The organism is Thauera sp. 63 (assembly GCF_000310165.2).
Taxonomy (GTDB): Bacteria; Pseudomonadota; Gammaproteobacteria; order Burkholderiales; family Rhodocyclaceae; genus Thauera; species Thauera humireducens.
In genome coordinates, this window is sequence record NZ_AMXC01000011.1 from 52,165 (window position 1) to 69,566 (window position 17,402).

The 17,402-nt window shown below is 67.1% G+C and carries 17 protein-coding genes; 12 read left to right on the forward strand and 5 right to left on the reverse strand.

Translation table 11 applies throughout. From position 1 onward, the window contains the following. Nucleotides 1-27 precede the first annotated feature (27 nt). The 3 genes from can to C664_RS11475 all read left to right on the forward strand — a co-directional run bounded on the left by can (nt 28) and on the right by C664_RS11475 (nt 3,728). Nucleotides 28-1,170 carry a carbonate dehydratase gene (gene can, locus C664_RS11465; RefSeq protein ID WP_004259905.1) on the forward strand — a complete coding sequence of 381 codons (1,143 nt, stop codon included), beginning with the start codon at nt 28-30 and terminating at the stop codon, nt 1,168-1,170. A gap of 36 nt (nt 1,171-1,206) precedes the next feature. Continuing rightward, nucleotides 1,207-2,418 (forward strand): acetyl-CoA C-acetyltransferase, encoded by a 1,212-nt coding sequence (locus C664_RS11470; protein ID WP_004259906.1) that lies wholly within the window; start codon nt 1,207-1,209, stop codon nt 2,416-2,418. Nucleotides 2,419-2,594: 176 nt separating this feature from the next. Continuing rightward, nucleotides 2,595-3,728: an acyl-CoA dehydrogenase gene (locus C664_RS11475; RefSeq protein ID WP_004259908.1), complete on the forward strand. Its 1,134-nt coding sequence runs from the start codon at nt 2,595-2,597 to the stop codon at nt 3,726-3,728. Nucleotides 3,729-3,782: 54 nt separating this feature from the next. Here C664_RS11475 and C664_RS11480 read toward each other — a convergent pair whose 3' ends face one another. Continuing rightward, entirely contained in the window at nt 3,783-4,988 is a 1,206-nt protein-coding gene (locus C664_RS11480; protein ID WP_004259910.1) for an MFS transporter, read from the reverse strand. Nucleotides 4,989-5,127: 139 nt separating this feature from the next. Further along, nucleotides 5,128-6,033, reverse strand: coding sequence for a LysR substrate-binding domain-containing protein (locus C664_RS11485; RefSeq protein ID WP_004259914.1), 906 nt, complete (start codon nt 6,031-6,033; stop codon nt 5,128-5,130). Nucleotides 6,034-6,144: 111 nt separating this feature from the next. Here C664_RS11485 and C664_RS11490 point away from each other — a divergent pair, with 111 nt between their 5' ends. The 9 genes from C664_RS11490 (at nt 6,145) to C664_RS11530 (ending at nt 14,454) form a co-directional block, all read left to right on the forward strand. Continuing rightward, entirely contained in the window at nt 6,145-7,236 is a 1,092-nt protein-coding gene (locus C664_RS11490; protein ID WP_004259918.1) for a 4-oxalomesaconate tautomerase, read from the forward strand. Beyond that, on the forward strand, nt 7,233-8,258 hold the full coding sequence (locus C664_RS11495; RefSeq protein WP_004259921.1) for an amidohydrolase family protein: 1,026 nt from the start codon (nt 7,233-7,235) through the stop codon (nt 8,256-8,258). Before C664_RS11490 ends, C664_RS11495 begins: the two co-directional genes overlap by 4 nt. 14 nt (nt 8,259-8,272) lie before the next feature. Beyond that, nucleotides 8,273-8,965 (forward strand): 4-carboxy-4-hydroxy-2-oxoadipate aldolase/oxaloacetate decarboxylase, encoded by a 693-nt coding sequence (gene ligK / locus C664_RS11500; protein WP_004259925.1) that lies wholly within the window; start codon nt 8,273-8,275, stop codon nt 8,963-8,965. 105 nt (nt 8,966-9,070) lie between these two features. Beyond that, entirely contained in the window at nt 9,071-9,985 is a 915-nt protein-coding gene (locus C664_RS11505; protein WP_004259928.1) for an amidohydrolase family protein, read from the forward strand. Nucleotides 9,986-9,987: 2 nt separating this feature from the next. Continuing rightward, nucleotides 9,988-10,431, forward strand: coding sequence for a protocatechuate 4,5-dioxygenase subunit alpha (ligA, locus tag C664_RS11510; RefSeq protein WP_004259931.1), 444 nt, complete (start codon nt 9,988-9,990; stop codon nt 10,429-10,431). A 4-nt stretch (nt 10,432-10,435) separates the two neighbouring features. Continuing rightward, nucleotides 10,436-11,290, forward strand: coding sequence for a class III extradiol dioxygenase subunit beta (locus C664_RS11515; RefSeq protein WP_004259934.1), 855 nt, complete (start codon nt 10,436-10,438; stop codon nt 11,288-11,290). Next, entirely contained in the window at nt 11,290-12,249 is a 960-nt protein-coding gene (locus C664_RS11520; protein ID WP_004259938.1) for a Gfo/Idh/MocA family oxidoreductase, read from the forward strand. Before C664_RS11515 ends, C664_RS11520 begins: the two co-directional genes overlap by 1 nt. A 91-nt stretch (nt 12,250-12,340) precedes the next feature. Next, nucleotides 12,341-13,342 (forward strand): aldo/keto reductase, encoded by a 1,002-nt coding sequence (locus C664_RS11525; RefSeq protein ID WP_004259942.1) that lies wholly within the window; start codon nt 12,341-12,343, stop codon nt 13,340-13,342. A gap of 155 nt (nt 13,343-13,497) precedes the next feature. Continuing rightward, on the forward strand, nt 13,498-14,454 hold the full coding sequence (locus tag C664_RS11530; protein ID WP_004259944.1) for an AEC family transporter: 957 nt from the start codon (nt 13,498-13,500) through the stop codon (nt 14,452-14,454). Between the two features lie 15 nt (nt 14,455-14,469). Here C664_RS11530 and C664_RS11535 read toward each other — a convergent pair whose 3' ends face one another. The 3 genes from C664_RS11535 to C664_RS11545 are packed head-to-tail and all read right to left on the reverse strand — an operon-like array spanning nt 14,470 to nt 17,371. Beyond that, nucleotides 14,470-15,252 (reverse strand): SDR family NAD(P)-dependent oxidoreductase, encoded by a 783-nt coding sequence (locus tag C664_RS11535; RefSeq protein ID WP_004259947.1) that lies wholly within the window; start codon nt 15,250-15,252, stop codon nt 14,470-14,472. 3 nt (nt 15,253-15,255) lie between these two features. Further along, nucleotides 15,256-15,612, reverse strand: coding sequence for an NIPSNAP family protein (locus C664_RS11540; RefSeq protein ID WP_004259951.1), 357 nt, complete (start codon nt 15,610-15,612; stop codon nt 15,256-15,258). Then, a complete protein-coding gene (locus C664_RS11545) occupies nt 15,602-17,371 on the reverse strand; it encodes an FAD-dependent oxidoreductase (RefSeq protein WP_004259956.1) in 1,770 nt (589 codons plus the stop codon). Before C664_RS11545 ends, C664_RS11540 begins: the two co-directional genes overlap by 11 nt. Nucleotides 17,372-17,402 lie beyond the last annotated feature (31 nt).

The window sequence follows — 17,402 nt, forward strand, 5'->3', positions numbered from 1 at the left end:
GCGCGCCGACTGACCGGAGGAACTGACATGACTGTCCGCCTGCGCGTGCTGACCGCATCCGACACGACCGAACTGGGCTACGTGCGCCAGTTCTTCCGCAACTACGCCGCGTGGCTCGGGGTGGATCTGAGCTACCAGGGGTTTGCCGACGAGGTCGCGAACCTGCCCGGGGCCTACGGCGAGGCGGATGGCCGCCTGTTCTTCGCCGAGTACGAGGGGCGCCCCGCCGGCTGCGTCGGCGTGCGCCGCTTCTCGGAAGGCGTGTGCGAGATGAAGCGGCTGTACGTCGACCCCGATGCGCGCGGCCATGGCCTGGGACGCCAGCTTGCACTGGCCGCCATTAGGGCGGCGCAGGAACTGGGCTACCGCCGCATCCTGCTCGACACCCAGCCGGCGATGCGCATCGCGATGAAGCTCTACCGCGAACTGGGCTTCACCGAGGCGCCGGCCTATTACCCGAGCCCGATCGAAGGCACGGTCTTTCTTACGCTGGACCTGTCGCAATGGTCCGAGGACGAGGTGCGCAACGAGAACCTCTTCCATCTGTTCGACTACAACCAGGCCTGGTCGCGCCAGATGCAGCAGCTCGATGCGGGCTTCTTCGAGAAGCTGTCGCACCTGCAGAGCCCGGAGTACCTGTGGATCGGCTGTTCCGATTCGCGCGTGCCGGCCAACCAGATCGTCGGCCTGCTGCCGGGCGAAGTCTTCGTGCATCGCAACGTCGCCAACGTCGTCGTGCACACCGACCTCAACTGCCTCGCCGTCATCCAGTACGCAGTCGATGTGCTGAAGGTGAAGCACATCATGGTCGTCGGTCACTACGGTTGCGGCGGCGTCAAGGCAGCGCTGGATCGCGCCCGCGTCGGTCTGGTCGACCTGTGGCTGCGCCATGTGCAGGACGTGCATGTGCGCCACCTGCGGGCGGTGGACGACTTGCCGCTCGAACTGCGCCACGACCGCCTGTGCGAACTCAACGTCATCGAGCAGGTGGCCAACGTCGCGCAGACCGTCGTCGTGCAGGACGCCTGGCAGCGCGGCCAGCGCCTCACCGTGCATGGCTGGATCTATGGCCTGAAGGATGGGCTGATCCGCGACCTGGGCCTGAATGTAAGCCGCAGCGAGGACCTGATGCCGCGCTATGCCGCTGCGCTCGAAGCGCTCCAGCCCTGAGCGCAACCCACAACACCGATTCAACAGGAGAACCGCATGTCCGATCCCGTCGTCATCGTTTCCGTCGCCCGCACACCGCTGGGCGGTTTCCAGGGCGAGCTTTCCAGCCTGACCACGCCGCAGCTCGGCGCCATCGCCATCAAGTCGGCGGTCGAGCGCGCCGGCCTCAAGCCCGAGCAGGTCGAAGAGGTCATCATGGGCTGCGTGCTGCCCGCCGGCCTCGGCCAGGCGCCCGCCCGCCAGGCTGCGCTCGGCGCCGGCCTGCCGCTGTCGGCCGGCTGCACCACCATCAACAAGGTGTGCGGTTCGGGCATGAAGGCCACCATGCTGGCCCACGACCTGATCCTCGCCGGTACCAACGAGGTGATGGTCGCCGGCGGCATGGAGTCGATGTCCAACGCGCCCTACCTGCTGCCCAAGGCGCGCGGCGGCTATCGCCTCGGCCACGGCCAGATGTTCGACCACATGTTCCTCGACGGCCTGGAAGACAGCTACTCCAAGGAGAACAAGGGCCGCCTGATGGGCACCTTCGCCGAGGAATGCGCGAGCCACTTCAGCTTCAGCCGCCAGGCGCAGGACGAGTTCGCCATCGCCTCGACCACCCGTGCCCAGGCCGCGATCAACAACGGCGACTTCACCTGGGAAGTGGTGCCGGTCACCGTGTCGGGCCGCAAGGGCGATGTCGTCGTCGACAAGGACGAGCAGCCGCTGAAGGCGCAGATCGACAAGATCCCCGGCCTCAAGCCCGCGTTCAAGAAGGACGGCACGGTCACGCCGGCCAACTCGAGCTCGATCTCGGACGGCGCCGCGGCGCTGGTGCTGATGCGCAAGTCCACTGCCGACAAGCTGGGCCTGAAGCCGGTCGCGACCATCGTCGGCCATGCCACCCATGCGCAGGAGCCGGCCTGGTTCACGACGGCCCCGGTGGGCGCGATGCAGAAGGTGCTGGCCAAGGCCGGCTGGTCGACCGACGACGTTGATCTGTGGGAGATCAACGAGGCCTTCGCGGTCGTCACCATGGCGGCGATGCACGAGATGAAGCTGGCGCACGACAAGGTCAACGTCAATGGCGGCGCCTGCGCGCTGGGCCATCCGATCGGCGCCTCGGGTGCGCGCATCCTGGTCTCGCTGATCGGCGCGCTGCGCAAGCGCGGCCTCAGGCGCGGTGTCGCCAGCCTGTGCATCGGCGGCGGCGAGGCGACGGCGATGGCGATCGAGGTCGATGCCTCGGTGGGCTGCGGCGGCTGATTGCCTGTGCATCGAACCGCCAGCCGCGCCGGGGGTTCGTTCCGCAGCCTGCGGAACGAACCCTGCGGGCTCGGACAGTCCTCGGCGGCTTCACCAACTCCCGACACGGCCGGTTTGGCCGTGTCGCATATTGACGAGCAATGGAACGGTGCGTCCGTTCCAGTAGAGGTTTCATCATGATTCTGACCCAGGAACAGGAACTCATCCGCGACTCGATGCGCGCCTTCGCGCAGGAGCGCCTGGCCCCCTTCGCCGCCGAATGGGACCGCAACCACACCTTCCCGCGCGAGGCGCTGAACGAGCTTGCCGAACTCGGTGCGCTCGGCATGGTGGTGCCCGAGGAGTGGGGCGGGGCCGGCATGGACTACATGAGCCTGGTGCTGACGCTGGAAGAGATCGCCGCCGGCGACGGTGCCACGTCGACCATCGTCAGCGTGCAGAACTCGCTGCCGTGCGGGATCATCAACCGCTTCGGCACCGATGCGCAGAAGGAAGCCTGGCTGAAGCCGCTCGCCCGTGGCGAGAAGCTCGGCTGCTTCTGCCTCACCGAGCCGCACGTGGGCTCGGATGCCTCGGCCATCCGAACCACGGCCGTGCGTGACGGTTACGAGTGGGTGCTGAACGGCGTCAAGCAGTTCATCACCACCGGCAAGCACGCCGACGTCGCCATCGTGTTCGCCGTCACCGACAAGGCTGCCGGCAAGAAGGGCATCACCTGCTTCCTGGTGCCTGCCACTGCACCCGGCTACCAGGTCGGCCGCATCGAGGAGAAGATGGGGCAGAAGGCCTCCGACACCACGCAGATCCTGTTCGAGAACTGCCGCATCCCGGCGGACTCGGTGGTCGGTGCGGAAGGCGAGGGCTACAGGATCGCGCTGTCGAACCTCGAAGCCGGCCGCATCGGCATCGCCGCCCAGTGCCTGGGCATGGCCCGCGCCGCGCTGGAGGCGGCGGTGAAGTATGCGCAGGAGCGCGAGAGCTTCGGCAAGCCGATCTTCGAGCACCAGGCGGTGAACTTCCGCCTCGCCGACATGGCCACGCAGCTCGAGGCCGCGCGCCAGCTCGTGTGGCACGCCGCCAGCCTGAAGGATGCGGGCCGTCCGTGCCTGAAGGAGGCCTCGATGGCCAAGCTGTTTGCCTCCGAGATGGCCGAGCGAGTGTGTTCGGATGCCATCCAGGTGCACGGCGGCTATGGCTACGTCACCGACTTCCCGGTCGAGCGCATCTACCGTGACGTGCGCGTGTGCCAGATCTACGAAGGCGCCAGCGACATCCAGAAGCTGGTCATCGGGCGCGCGCTGGCAGCTTGATGCCGCAGGACGGGCGCGGCGGCATGGCGCCCCGCCCGTCCTGCGGCGCGATCGTCAGACGGGCCTGGTGTCGTGGATCTGCCGGTCGCGGCCCGACAGAAAGCCGAATACGGCCATGACGAGGGCGAGCGCGAGGCAGCCGGCCAGCGGTACGTCCCAGCTGCCGGCAGCGTCGTGCATCCAGCCGATCAGTGGCGGGCCACTGGCCGCCAGCAGATAACCGATGCACTGCGCCATGCCTGAAAGTGCGGCGGCCTGCTCGGGGCTGCGCGTGCGCAGGCCCATGAACATCAGGCTCAGCGTCACGCCGGCGCCCGCGCCGAAGCCGAAGCAGACCACCCACAGCGTTGCCAGTGACGGGTGCGCCAACAGCCCGCCGAGCGCCAGTACGATCAGCAGCGACACCGCGACCGCGATCGCCTTCTGATTGCGGCTGCGCTGGATCAGCGGGCCAAGCAGCAGGCCTGGTACGGCCGATGCGAGTTGCATCAGGCCGTGCAGCGATCCGGCGCCGGTGGCCGAATGGCCGTGCGCGAGCAGGATCGTGGGCAGCCAGCCGACGATCACGTAGTACACGAAGGAATTCAAGCCCATGAACAGGGTGACCTGCCAGGCGAGCGCCGACGTCCATACCGGCGCGGCGCGAGTCCCGGCAGTCGTCATCGCGGCCGGATTGTGCCGGCCGGACAGGCGCGTCCACCAGACGGCGAGCGCCGCGAGCGGCAGCACGATCATCGTCGCCAGCGCGCCGTCCCAGCCGAGTCCGAAACGGGTCGCCAGCGGCGTCATCGTCGCCGAGGCCATGGCCGCCGCCATGCCCATCGTCAACGCATAGGCGCCGGTCATGCTGGGGATGTGGGCGGGGAAGTCGCGCTTGATCAGGCTCGGCAGCAAGACGTTGCCGAGTGCGATGCCGATGCCGATCGCCGCCGTGCCGGCGAAGAGACTCCACTGCGGCCCGAGTGAACGCAGGGCGATGCCGCCCGCGATCAGTACCAGTGCGGCGAACAGCACGGCTTCGAGGCCGGTGCGGCGCGCAAGGCGCGGTGCCAGCGGCGAGATGAACGCGAAGGCAAGCAGCGGCAGCGTGGTGAGCAGGCCGGCCAGGGTGGTGTCGAGGTCGAGGGCGGGCTGCAGGATCGGCAGCAGCGGCGGCAGTCCGGTGATCGGTGCGCGCAGGTTGGCGGCGATCAGCAGGATGCCGGCGAGGATCAGGAGCAGACGGGCGTCGCGCGGGGTGGGGTGTCGTGTGTCGGTCATGTGGGGGTGTGTCCATGACGTGGTCTGGCCTGGTGCATGCGCGCCAGGCCGGTGTCGCCAGCGTTCTTCGGGTTGCGGGATGGGTTGGTCGTGGGTCGTCGTGATGCGGGCTGGCCCAAGGCGGCGCGCGGCGCGGTTCTTACGCCGGCGTGATCAGCTCCCTGACCTTCGACTCGATGAGCTCGATCAGATTGCGCTGCACCTGGGTCATCGGGCGCCGTGCGCTGACGGCCCATGACAGGTGTGTCAGCAGGCCGGGGTCGCGGATCGATCGCAGCACGAGATCGTTCTGCAGTCGCGGCGAATGGGCGTCGAATGCGCTGGCAGGGAGTATGCCGGAGCCGAGTCCGTCCGCAACCAGGTCGAGGATGGCCGGCGTGGCCTCCGCCTCGATGGTGATGTGAGGCTGCAGGCCGAGTCGCTGCATCTCGGTCTCGACGATCATCCTGATCGCATTCGGGCGGCCAGGCAGGATGAGCGGCAGCCTGGCTACCTCGCGCAGGCTCACCGGGCCGGTTTCGCTGGTCTGCCGCCTGGCCTGCAACAGGTGAAGCGATTGCGACAGCAGGGGATGGATTTCGAGGTCGGGCGAAGGCCGGGCCTGATAGAGCAGCGCGATGTCGAGGCGGCCCTGGATCACCGATTCCTGCATCGTGAAGGACAGGCCCTCGTTGATCGACAGGATGGCGTCGGGCATCAGTTCGCGGAAGGCATGCGTCAGCGGCACCGTGAGTACGCGCGAGACGCTGGGGGGCATGCCCACCGCCACCCGCCCGACCTCCCCGCCACGCGCGCGCGCCAACTCCTCGCGGACACGCTCGATCTGGTGCAGCACGCCGCGGCCGTGTTCGAGCAGGATCTTGCCGGCCTCGGTGGTCGTCACGCCGCGTCCATTGCGCAGCAGCAGCGGCTGGCGCAGTTCGATCTCGAGCTGGCGGATCTGCCGGCTGAGTGCCGGCTGCGCGATGTCCAGCGCGATGGAGGCACGGGTGAAGCTGCCCAGTTCGGCGACGTGGACGAAGTACTCGATCTGCTTGATATCCATTTCCGATCGACGCTATTTATTATCCCTTCTATGATTCTATATCAAAATGCGATAGCAGATAGAGTCAGTCCACCCTATTGAACAGAGGGGGGTGGTTCCAGAATTGGCGGCATGCAAACACCCATTCCCACCCTGTTCATGCGCGGCGGCACTTCGCGAGGCCCGTTCTTCCGGGAAAGCGATCTGCCTGCGGATGTCTCGACGCGCGATCGAGTCCTGCTTGCCGTGATGGGGTCACCCGACCGCCGTCAGATCGACGGTCTGGGCGGCGCCAATCCGCTGACGAGCAAGGTCGGCATCGTGCGCCCCGGCTCCCGGCCGGGCGTGGATCTGGACTTCCTGTTCGCGCAGCTGCAGCCCGAAAAGGACACGGTCGACACCACGCCCAACTGCGGCAACATGCTAGCGGCCGTCGTGCCCTTCGCGCTCGAGACGGGCATGGTCCGCGCGCAGGGCGAGGAATCGACTTTCCGCGTGCTGACCCTCAATACCGGCATGGCCTGCGACATCACCGTGCAGACCCCCGGTGGTCGGGTGAGCTACGAGGGTGACGCCCGCATCGACGGTGTACCGGGTAGCTCGGCGCCGATCAAGATCAATTTTCTTGATACCGCAGGTTCGGTCTGTTCCGGCCTGCTGCCCACCGGCAAGGTGCGCGATGTCATCGATGGCGTCGAGGTGACCTGCATCGACAACGGCATGCCGCTGGTGATCTTTCGTGCCGCCGACGTCGGCCGTACCGGCTACGAGAGCGTGGCCGAGCTGAACGCCGACACCGAGCTCAAGGCGCGCATCGAGCGCCTGCGCATTGCTTGCGGCCACGCGATGGGCCTGGGCGACGTGAGTGCCAAGAACTACCCCAAGATGACACTGGTTGCGCCGCCGCGCGACGGCGGCAGCCTGACCACGCGCAGCTTCATCCCGCATGTTTGCCACGACGCCATTGGCGTGCTTGCCGCGGTGACCGTCGGCACGGCCTGTGTGCTGCGCGGCTCGATCACCGAAGGCATCGCCGTGGTGCCCGAAGGCCTGGCGCGCACCGTGTCGGTGGAGCACCCGACCGGCGAGTTCTCGGTCGAGCTGGAACTGGATCCGGCCGATCCGCAAAACGTTACCCGCGCTGCGCTGTTGCGCACCGCGCGCCTCATCATGCGCGGCGAAGTCATGGTGCCGGCATCCATCTGGAAAGGAGACAAGCAATGATCATCGACATCCACGGTCACTACACGACGGCGCCGAAGGCGCTGGAAGACTGGCGCAACCAGCAGATCGCCGGCCTGAAGGACCCCTCGGTCGCACCCAAGGTCTCCGACCTGAAGATCAGCGATGACGAACTGCGCGAGACCATCGAGAAGAACCAGCTGCGCCTGATGAAGGAGCGCGGCTCGGACCTGACGATCTTCTCGCCGCGCGCCAGCTTCATGGCCCACCACATCGGCGACTTCAACACCAGCGCGACCTGGTCGGCGATCTGCAACGAGCTGTGCTATCGCGTCTCGCAGCTGTTTCCGGACCACTTCATCGGCGCCGCCATGCTGCCGCAGTCGCCCGGTGTCGACCCGAAGACCTGCATCCCCGAGATCGAGAAGTGCGTCAATGAATACGGTTTCGTCGGCATCAACCTGAATCCGGACCCCTCCGGCGGCCACTGGACCAGCCCGCCGCTGCACGACCGTCACTGGTACCCCATCTACGAGAAGATGGTCGAGCTCGACATCCCGGCCATGGTGCACGTGTCGACCAGCTGCAACGCCTGCTTCCACACCACCGGCGCGCACTACCTCAACGCGGATACGACCGCCTTCATGCAGTGCCTGACCAGCGACCTGTTCAAGGACTTCCCGACGCTGAAGTTCGTGATTCCGCACGGCGGCGGCGCGGCGCCCTACCACTGGGGGCGTTTCCGCGGCCTGGCGCAGGAGCTGAAGAAGCCGCTGCTCACCGAGCACCTGCTGAACAACATCTACTTCGACACCTGCGTGTACCACCAGCCCGGCATCGACCTGCTGACCAAGGTCATCCCGGTCAAGAACGTGCTGTTCGCCTCCGAGATGATCGGTGCGGTGCGTGGCATCGACCCCGAGACCGGCCACTACTACGACGACACCAAGCGCTACATCGAGAGCGCCAACCTGACCGCCGAAGAGCGCCACATGATCTACGAAGGCAACGCCCGCCGCGTGTATTCGCGCCTGGATGCCGCGCTGAAGGCCAAGGGCCTGTAAGAGGAGAGGGGAAGATGACGCAACTGAACCAGCTCGGCATCGTCAAGCGCAACATCGTCCGCGCCGACAAGGCAGCGGTCGAAAAGCTGTCGCGCTTCGGCGTCGCCACCATCCACGAGGCCATGGGCCGCGTCGGCCTGATGAAGCCCTACATGCGTCCGGTCTACACCGGCGCCAGGATGTGCGGCACCGCGGTCACCATCCTGCTGCAGCCGGGCGACAACTGGATGATGCACGTCGCCGCCGAACAGCTGCAGGAAGGCGACGTCGCCGTCGCCGCGTGCACCACCGACAACGCCGACGGCTTCTTCGGCGACCTGCTCGCCACCTCGTTCAAGGCGCGCGGCGCGCGCGGCCTGATCATCGATGGTGGCGTACGCGACGTGGCCGATCTCGAGCAGATGGGCTTCCCGGTGTTCGCCAAGGCCATCCACGCCAAGGGCACCATCAAGGCCACGCTCGGCTCGGTGAACGTGCCGGTGGTGTGCGCCGGTGCGCTGGTCAATCCGGGTGACGTCGTCATTGCCGACGTCGACGGCGTGGTCGTCGTGCCCGCCGCCATCGCCCAGCAGGTGGCCGATGCCGCCGAGAAGCGCGAGTCCTTCGAAGGCGAGAAGCGCGAGAAGTTCGCTGCCGGCGTGCTCGGCCTCGACCTCTACAAGATGCGCGAGCCGCTGGAAAAGGCCGGCCTCAAGTACATCGACTGAGGTTCAGCCGCCGAATACAAAAAGGGACGGTCCGACCGGCGCCGGCTGCAGCGCACCGGCGGGCCCCACCCCCAGCCACAACAGAGAGAACACCAGAGGACACGCATGCAATTCGAAAAGACCCCCGGCTGGCTCGATTGGTACGCCGGCCCGAGCAAGCCCCGCTTCACGCTGCCGGCCGGCGCGGTGGATGCGCACTGCCATGTGTTCGGCCCCGGCGCGGAGTTTCCCTACGCCCCCGAACGCAAGTACACCCCCTGCGACGCGAGCAAGGCGCAGCTCTTCGCGCTGCGCGACCACCTCGGCTTCGCCCGTAACGTGGTCGTGCAGGCCACCTGCCACGGCGCCGACAACCGCGCCATGGTCGATGCGTGCAAGGCTTCGAACGGCAGGGCGCGCGGTGTCGCCACGGTGCGTCGCAGCATCACCGACCAGGAACTGCAGGACCTGCACGCCGCCGGCGTGCGCGGCGTGCGCTTCAACTTCGTCAAGCGCCTGGTGGACTTCACGCCCAAGGACGAACTGCTCGAGATCGCCAACCGCATCGCCCCGCTGGGCTGGCACGTGGTGATCTACTTCGAGGCGGTCGACTTGCCCGAACTGTGGGACTTCTTCACCGCGCTGCCCACCACCGTGGTCGTCGACCACATGGGCCGCCCGGACGTCTCCAAGCCGATCGACGGTCCGGAGTTCGAACTGTTCGTGAAGTTCATGCGCGAGAACCCCAACGTCTGGTCCAAGGTCAGCTGCCCCGAGCGCCTGTCCGTCACCGGCCCCAAGGCGCTGGACGGCGAGCAGAATGCCTACCGGGACGTCGTGCCCTTCGCCCGCCGCATCGTCGAGCAGTTCCCCGACCGCGTGCTGTGGGGTACCGACTGGCCGCACCCCAACCTGAAGGACCACATGCCCGACGACGGCCTGCTGGTCGACTTCATCCCGCACATCGCGCCGACCGCCGAACTGCAGCGCAAGCTGCTGGTCGATAACCCGATGCGTCTCTACTGGCCGGAGGAGTGCTGATCATGGCTTTGGACAAACCTTACCTGGACATTCCCGGCACGATCATTTTCGATGCCGAGCAGTCGCGCAAGGGCTACTGGCTCAACCAGTTCTGCATGTCGCTGATGAAGGCCGACAACCGCGCCCGCTTCAAGGCGGACGAGCGCGCCTATCTCGACGAATGGCCCATGACCGAGGAGCAGAAGCAGGCCGTGCTGGCGCGCGACCTCAACTGGTGCATGCGCACCGGCGGCAACATCTACTTCCTCGCCAAGATCGGTGCCACCGACGGCCTGAGCTTCCAGCAGATGGCGGGCAGCATGACCGGCATGACCGAAGAGGAATACCGCGACATGATGATCAAGGGCGGCCGTTCGCCCGAGGGCAACCGCTACCTGGGCGAAGACGGTGACGCCCAGCCGCAGCACCAGCCGCAAGGTGCGGCGGGCAAGAACAAGGGAGCCTGACAGCATGGCCAAGATTTCCGCATCGGTTTACACCTCGCACGTGCCGGCCATCGGTGCCGCCATCGACCTCAAGAAGACCGGCGAGGCCTACTGGCAGCCGCTGTTCGCCGGCTACGAGTACTCGAAGGAATGGATGAAGGAGAACACGCCTGACGTGATCTTCCTCGTCTACAACGACCACGCCACGGCCTTCAGCCTGGACATGATCCCGACCTTCGCCATCGGCACGGCTGCAGAGTTCATCCCGGCCGACGAAGGCTACGGCCCGCGTCCGGTGCCCAAGGTCATCGGCCATCCGGAGCTCGCCTCGCACATCGCGCAGAGCGTCATCCAGGACGATTTCGACCTCACCATCGTCAACAAGATGGAAGTCGACCACGGCCTCACCGTGCCGCTGTCGCTGATGTTCGGCGAGCCCGACGCCTGGCCGTGCAAGGTCATCCCCTTCGCGGTCAACGTCGTGCAGTATCCGGTGCCGTCGGGCCGCCGCTGCTTCCAGCTCGGCCAGGCCATCCGCAAGGCGGTGGCGTGTTTCGACGACGACATCAAGGTGCAGATCTGGGGCACGGGCGGCATGAGCCACCAGCTTCAGGGCGCGCGTGCCGGCCTGCTCAACCGCGAGTGGGACAATGCCTTCCTCGACCGCCTGATCGCCGACCCGGCGGGGCTGTCCGAAGTGCCGCACATCGAGTACGTTCGCGAGGCCGGCTCCGAAGGCATCGAGCTGGTGATGTGGCTGATCGCACGCGGCGCGATGAGCGACATCCAGGGCGGTCCGGCGCCCACGGTCAAGCACCGCTTCTATCACATTCCCGCGTCCAACACGGCCGTGGGCCACCTGATCCTGGAGAACAACTGATGAGCAAGACGATCAAGGTCGCACTCGCCGGTGCCGGCGCGTTCGGCATCAAGCACCTGGACGGCATCAAGAACATCGACGGCGTCGAAGTGGTTTCGCTGATCGGCCGTGACCTGGAAAAGACCCGCGAAGTCGCCACGAAGTACAAGGTCGGCCACGTCACCAATGACCTCGCCGAGACCCTGGCGCTGCCCGAGGTCGATGCCGTGATCCTTTGCACCCCGACGCAGATGCACGCCGACCAGTCGATCCAGTGCCTGAAGGCCGGCAAGCACGTGCAGGTCGAGATCCCGCTCGCCGACACGCTGAAGGGCGCCGAGGAAGTCGCACGCCTGCAGAAGGAAACCGGCCTGGTCGCCATGGTCGGCCACACGCGCCGCTTCAACCCCAGCCACCAGTGGGTGCACAACAAGGTCAAGGCGGGTGAGTTCAACGTCCAGCAGATGGACGTGCAGACCTATTTCTTCCGCCGCACCAACATGAACGCGCTGGGCCAGCCGCGCAGCTGGACCGACCACCTGCTGTGGCACCATGCCGCCCACACCGTCGATCTGTTCGCCTATCAGGCCAACAGCCCGATCGTGCAGGCCAATGCCATCCAGGGCCCGATCCACCCGACGCTGGGCATCGCGATGGACATGTCCATCCAGCTCAAGGCCGCGAACGGCGCCATCTGCACGCTGTCGCTGTCCTTCAACAATGACGGCCCGCTCGGCACCTTCTTCCGCTACATCGGCGACACCGGCACCTACATTGCCCGCTACGACGACCTGTTCAACGGCAAGGAAGAGAAGATCGACGTCTCCAGGGTCGACGTGTCGATGAACGGCATCGAGCTGCAGGACCGCGAATTCTTCGCCGCCATCCGCGAAGGCCGCGAGCCGAACTCGAGCGTGCACAAGGTGCTGCCGTGCTACCAGGTGCTGCACCAGCTCGAGCAGCAACTGAACGCCGCCTGAGCCCGAGGCATCACGCCTGATCCGTCCCGATCAGGCTTTCCGGCTCCATCCTCACGGCTGGAGCCGTTGTCATTTTCTGCAGGAGCCCCGCATGCAACAACGCAAACTCGGTCCCTTCCAGGTCGGTGCCATCGGCCTGGGCTGCATGAACCTGAGCCACGCCTATGGCGTGCCGCCTTCGCCCGAGGTGGGCGAAGCCGTGTTGCTGCGGGCGCTGGAACTGGGCGTGACGCACTTCGACACCGCCGCGCTGTACGGCTTCGGCGCCAACGAGACGCTGGTGGGCCGTGTGCTGGGCAAGCACCGTTCGCGCTACACGCTGGCGAGCAAGTGCGGCATGACCGGCGTGGACGGCAAGCGCGTCATCGACGGCCGTCCCGCGACCATCAAGCGCACCTGCGAAGAGTCGCTGCAGCGCCTGCAGACCGACGTCATCGACCTGTACTACCTGCACCGCTGGGACAAGGTGGTGCCGATCGAGGACAGCATGGGTGCGATGGCCGACCTGGTGCGCGAGGGCAAGATCCGCAGCATCGGTCTGTCCGAGGTGTCGGCCGACACCCTGCGCCGCGCGCATGCGGTGCACCCGGTCGCAGCGCTGCAGACCGAATATTCGCTGTGGACGCGCAACCCCGAGATCGCGGTGCTCGACGCCTGCCGCGAACTGGGCGTCTCCTTTGTCGCCTTCAGTCCGGTGGCGCGCGGTTTCCTCGCCGGCGCGCTGACCGATCCGGCCCAGGTCGCCGCCTTCGAGGCCAAGGACATCCGTCGCGCGATGCCGCGCTTCCAGAGCGCGCATTTCGCCGCCAACCTGCGGCTGCTCGACGGCTACCTCGGGCTCGCGCGCGAGGCCGGCTGCACGCCCGCGCAACTGGCCCTGGCCTGGTTGCTGGCCAAGGGTACGGACATCCTGCCGATTCCGGGCACGACCAGCCTCGCGCACCTGGAAGAGAACCTGAAGGCCGCCGACATCGTGCTGGCGCCCGACCTCGTCGCGCGGCTCGAGGCCCTGATCAACGCCCGGACCGTCTCCGGCCCGCGCTACCCGGCCGCCACGCAGGTCGAGATCGATACCGAAGAATTCGCTGCGTGAGCGGTGCCGCGGACAACGACTCCCTCTACGGTTCCGTCATCCACCCGGATGCGGAGCCGGTTCCCTCGACCCCCGCGCCGCCTCCCCGCGGCCGGGGGTTCTTTTTGAATCCCTGACCTGCGTGCCGGTCGCAAGCCCGGCCGCCGGAGCCTGACGTGCTCGACATCCTCGCCATCACCACCCCGGTCTTCATCCTGATCGGCCTCGGCTTCGGCGCCGTGCGCCTGGGCCTGTTTTCCAAGCCCGACATGCGCGTGCTCGGCACCTTCGTCATCCGCTTCGCGTTGCCGGCGATGCTGTTCCAGGCCCTGTCGCAGCGGCCTTTCCGCGAGGTGATGAACTCCGGCTACCTGCTCGCCTATGCGCTGGGCTCGCTCGCGGCGATGGCGGCGACGGTGCTGCTGGCGCGCTGGGTGTTCAAGCGCAGCTTCCGCGACAGCGTCGTGTTCGGCATGGGGGCGTCGCTGTCGAACAGCGCTTTCATCGGCCTGCCGGTGGCGCTGCAGGTGCTGGGCCCAATCGCCACCGTGGCGATGGCGCTGACCATGCTGGTCGAGAATCTGCTGATGCTGCCGCTGGTGTTGATCCTGGCCGACAGCGCCGGCAACAGGGGCGCGAGCATCCTGCGCATCCTGCGCGACATCGCGCTCAACCTGCTGAAGAACCCGATGATCATCGCGATCGCCATCGGCTTCAGCTTCGCGCTCACCGGCATCCGCCTGCCGCAGCCGCTGTTCAAGGCGATCGACATGCTGTCGCTGGCCTCGGCCGCGATCGCGCTGTTCGTCATCGGCGGCAACCTCGCCGGCAGCACGGTGAAGGGGATGGGGCGCGAGGTCGCCCTTGTGACTGGCGGCAAGCTCCTGCTGCACCCGCTGGCGGTGTTGCTGGCTGTGTTCCTGGTTCCGGGCATTTCCGCCGAGCTGCAGGTCGCCGCGGTGTTCTTCGCCTGCGTGCCGATGTTCAGCATCTACGCCATCCTCGGCCAGAAGTACGGCCTGGAAGGCCTGTGCTCCGCGGTGCTGGTGATGGCGACCGTGGTCTCCTTCATCACCATCAGCGCGTTCATCTGGCTGGTGAAGGTCGGTGGGGTGATCCCGGGGCTGGGCTGAGCCCCGGGTACTGCCTCACAGCCCGGGCAGGCTGTCCTCGGGCGCGCCCCAGGCGAGCCAGCCGCCGTCGGCGACCAGGGTGCTGCCGGTGACGAAGCTGGCACGCTCGGAGGCGAGGAAGGCGATGACCTCGGCGATCTCTTCCGGGCGCGCCATCCGGCCCATCGGCGTGCGGGACAGCAGGCTGCGAGCGTTCAGCGCACCCTTCGCTTCCAGTTCGGCCACCAGCGCGGTGCGCACATAGCCCGGCGCGACGGCGTTCACGCGCACGCCGTGGCGAGCCCATTCGCAGGCCATCGAACGCGTCATGCCGACGATGCCCGCCTTCGCCGCTGCATAGGCGTTGCGCTGGGGAATGCCGGCGAAGCCCGCGATGGAGGAGAGGTTGACGATGCTGCCGCAGCCCTGCGCAAGCATCACCCGACCCACCGCCTGCGACATCAGGAAGGTGCCGCGCAGGTGCACGCCGATCACCCGGTCGAAGGCCGCGAGCTGCTGATCGACCGTGGCGGCGACCTGCTCGGGGACGCCGGCGTTGTTCACCAGCATGTCGATGCGGCCGAAGCGGTCCACGACAGTGTCGACCAGCGCCGCGACCTCCTCCTGCACGGTCACGTCGGCACCCAGGCCGCAGTGGTGTTCGCCCAGCGCTGCCGCGCGTGCCTGCGCCGTATCCGCACGCAGGTCGGCGACGACCACATGTTCGACTTCCTGGGCCAGGCGCTGGGCCGTGGCCCAGCCGATGCCGTCGGCGCCGCCAGTGACGATCGCCACCTTGCCCTTCGTCGGTGAGCTCATGCTTCAGGTCCTCCGCAGGCTGGGCATGTCGACCATGCGGATCAGCCGGGTTTCCTGGGCGGTGATCAGGTGGCCGGAGGCAGCGAGGTACTTCGGGAAGTCGGGGTGCGTGTCGCGCGCCCTGCAACGCGCCTCGTAGTCCGCCATGCTCTCGTAGGCCCACAGATGGACGAACTGGTTCTGTGCGCCGACGAGGCTGGTGTAGAAACCGACCGGGTGACCGAGGGTCTCGAGCAGGATCGGCATCGCGAGACGGTCGAAGACCTCGATGAACTCGTTCATCTTGCGCAGCTGGATGGTGTAGATGCGGTGATCCACCAGCGGCTTGTCGAGCGGGCGGGGCAGGGCCTCAGGCAACATGGACCATCTCCTTGCGCTCGATCTGCATGGCGGGGATCTGCACCGTTTCCAGCGCACCGGCGATGTGACGGCCCGTGATGTAGCCGAAGGTCATGATCGGCCCGAGCGTGATGCCGGCGCCGGGGTAGTTGCCGCCCATCACGCTGGCGCGGTCGTTGCCCACCGAGAACAGGCCGGGGATGGGGGCGCCGGTGTCGTCCAGCACTTCGCCGACCACGCTGGTGCGGATGCCGTCGAAGGTGCCGAGATCGCCCATCACCACCTTGACCGCGTAGTACGGCCCCTTGCCGACCGGTGCGACGCAGGGGTTGGGCTTGTTTTCCGGGTCGGCCAGGTAGCGGTTGAAGGCGGTGGTGCCGCGGCCGAACTGCAGGTCGTGGCCGCCGGCCGCGCCCTGGTTGTAGGCGGCGACGGTCTTCTCCAGGCCCTCGGCATCGATGCCGGCGTTGCGCGCCAGTTCGGCCAGCGTGTCGCCCTTGATCAGGTAGCCGTTGCGGAGGAACTTGCCGACCGGCATCGGCGCGGGCTTGACATAGCCCAGGCCGTACTTGCTCAGCGTGGCCTGATCGCACACCAGCCACATCGCGGTTTCCTTCTCGTCCTTGCAGGCCTCGATCATGGCGGCGCCGACGTCGTGGTAGGACTCGGACTCGTTGCAGAAGCGCTTGCCCTTGCGCGTCACGCCGATGATGCCCGGCTTGTAGCGGTCGAGCAGGTGGGGAAAGACGCCGAAGCGGCCCTTGCCCAGCGGCACCCGCGACACCGGCATCCAGGCCGAGGTATTGGGGTAGCGGATCTCGACCACGCCGCCGACCTGCTCGGCCATGCGCGCGCCGTCACCAGTGTTGCCGGCCGGCACGGGCGACAGGTGTTCGCCGCCGCGTTGCAGGTGCGGATAGGTCTTCCTGATGCGTGCGACATCGTGTGAGAAGCCGCCACACGCCAGTACCACGCCGCGCTTGGCGGTGATGTGCACGGTATTGCCGTCCGGGCCGTCGGCCAGGGCGCCCACGATGCGGCCGTCGTGCAGCGCCAGTTCCTTGGCGCCGGTGCGCGTGTAGATGGGAATGCCCAGGTCGAGGCAGGACTTGGCCAGCCGCGCGGCCAGCGCATTGCCGCTGGTGACGTTGATGCCGCGTCGGTACAGCGCCAGTTCCTTGACGTGGGTGGCCAGCCGCCGGGCGACGTAGGTGAAGGATTTCAGCGACTTGGTGGCGTTGAAGAAGTGCTTCAGGTCGGCATTGGACGAATTGAACATCATGCCGATGAAGGTGATCGTTTCCAGCGGCGGACGCAGGCGCCCCATGTGCTCGCCCAGCGCGCGGATGTCGAAGGGCGCGGCGAGGATCGAGCGGCCGATGTCGACCCCGCCCGGCACGGTGGGGTGGTAGTCGGGATAGAGGGTGGGGACGAATTTCACCGCGGTCTCGCGCTCGAAGAACTCGACCATCTCCGGGCCGGCGTCGAGAAAGGCCTCGGCCGCGACGGCGTCGTAGAAGGCGCCGGTCTCGTTCTTCATGTATTCGACGGCGGCCTCGCGGCTATCCTGGATGCCGGCCTTCTTCGCATGCGGGTTGCCGGGAATCCAGAGCACGCCACCGGAGAAGGCGGTGGTGCCGCCGAAGACGTCTTCCTTCTCGATCACGACCACATCGAGGCCGTGCTTCTTCGCGGTGATGGCAGTGGACAGGCCGCCGGCGCCGGAGCCGACGACGAGCAGATCGCAGCTGATCCGGCTCGGGGGAACGGGGTGGTTCATGGTCTCTTCCTTGATATGGGGGGCGGGTGCC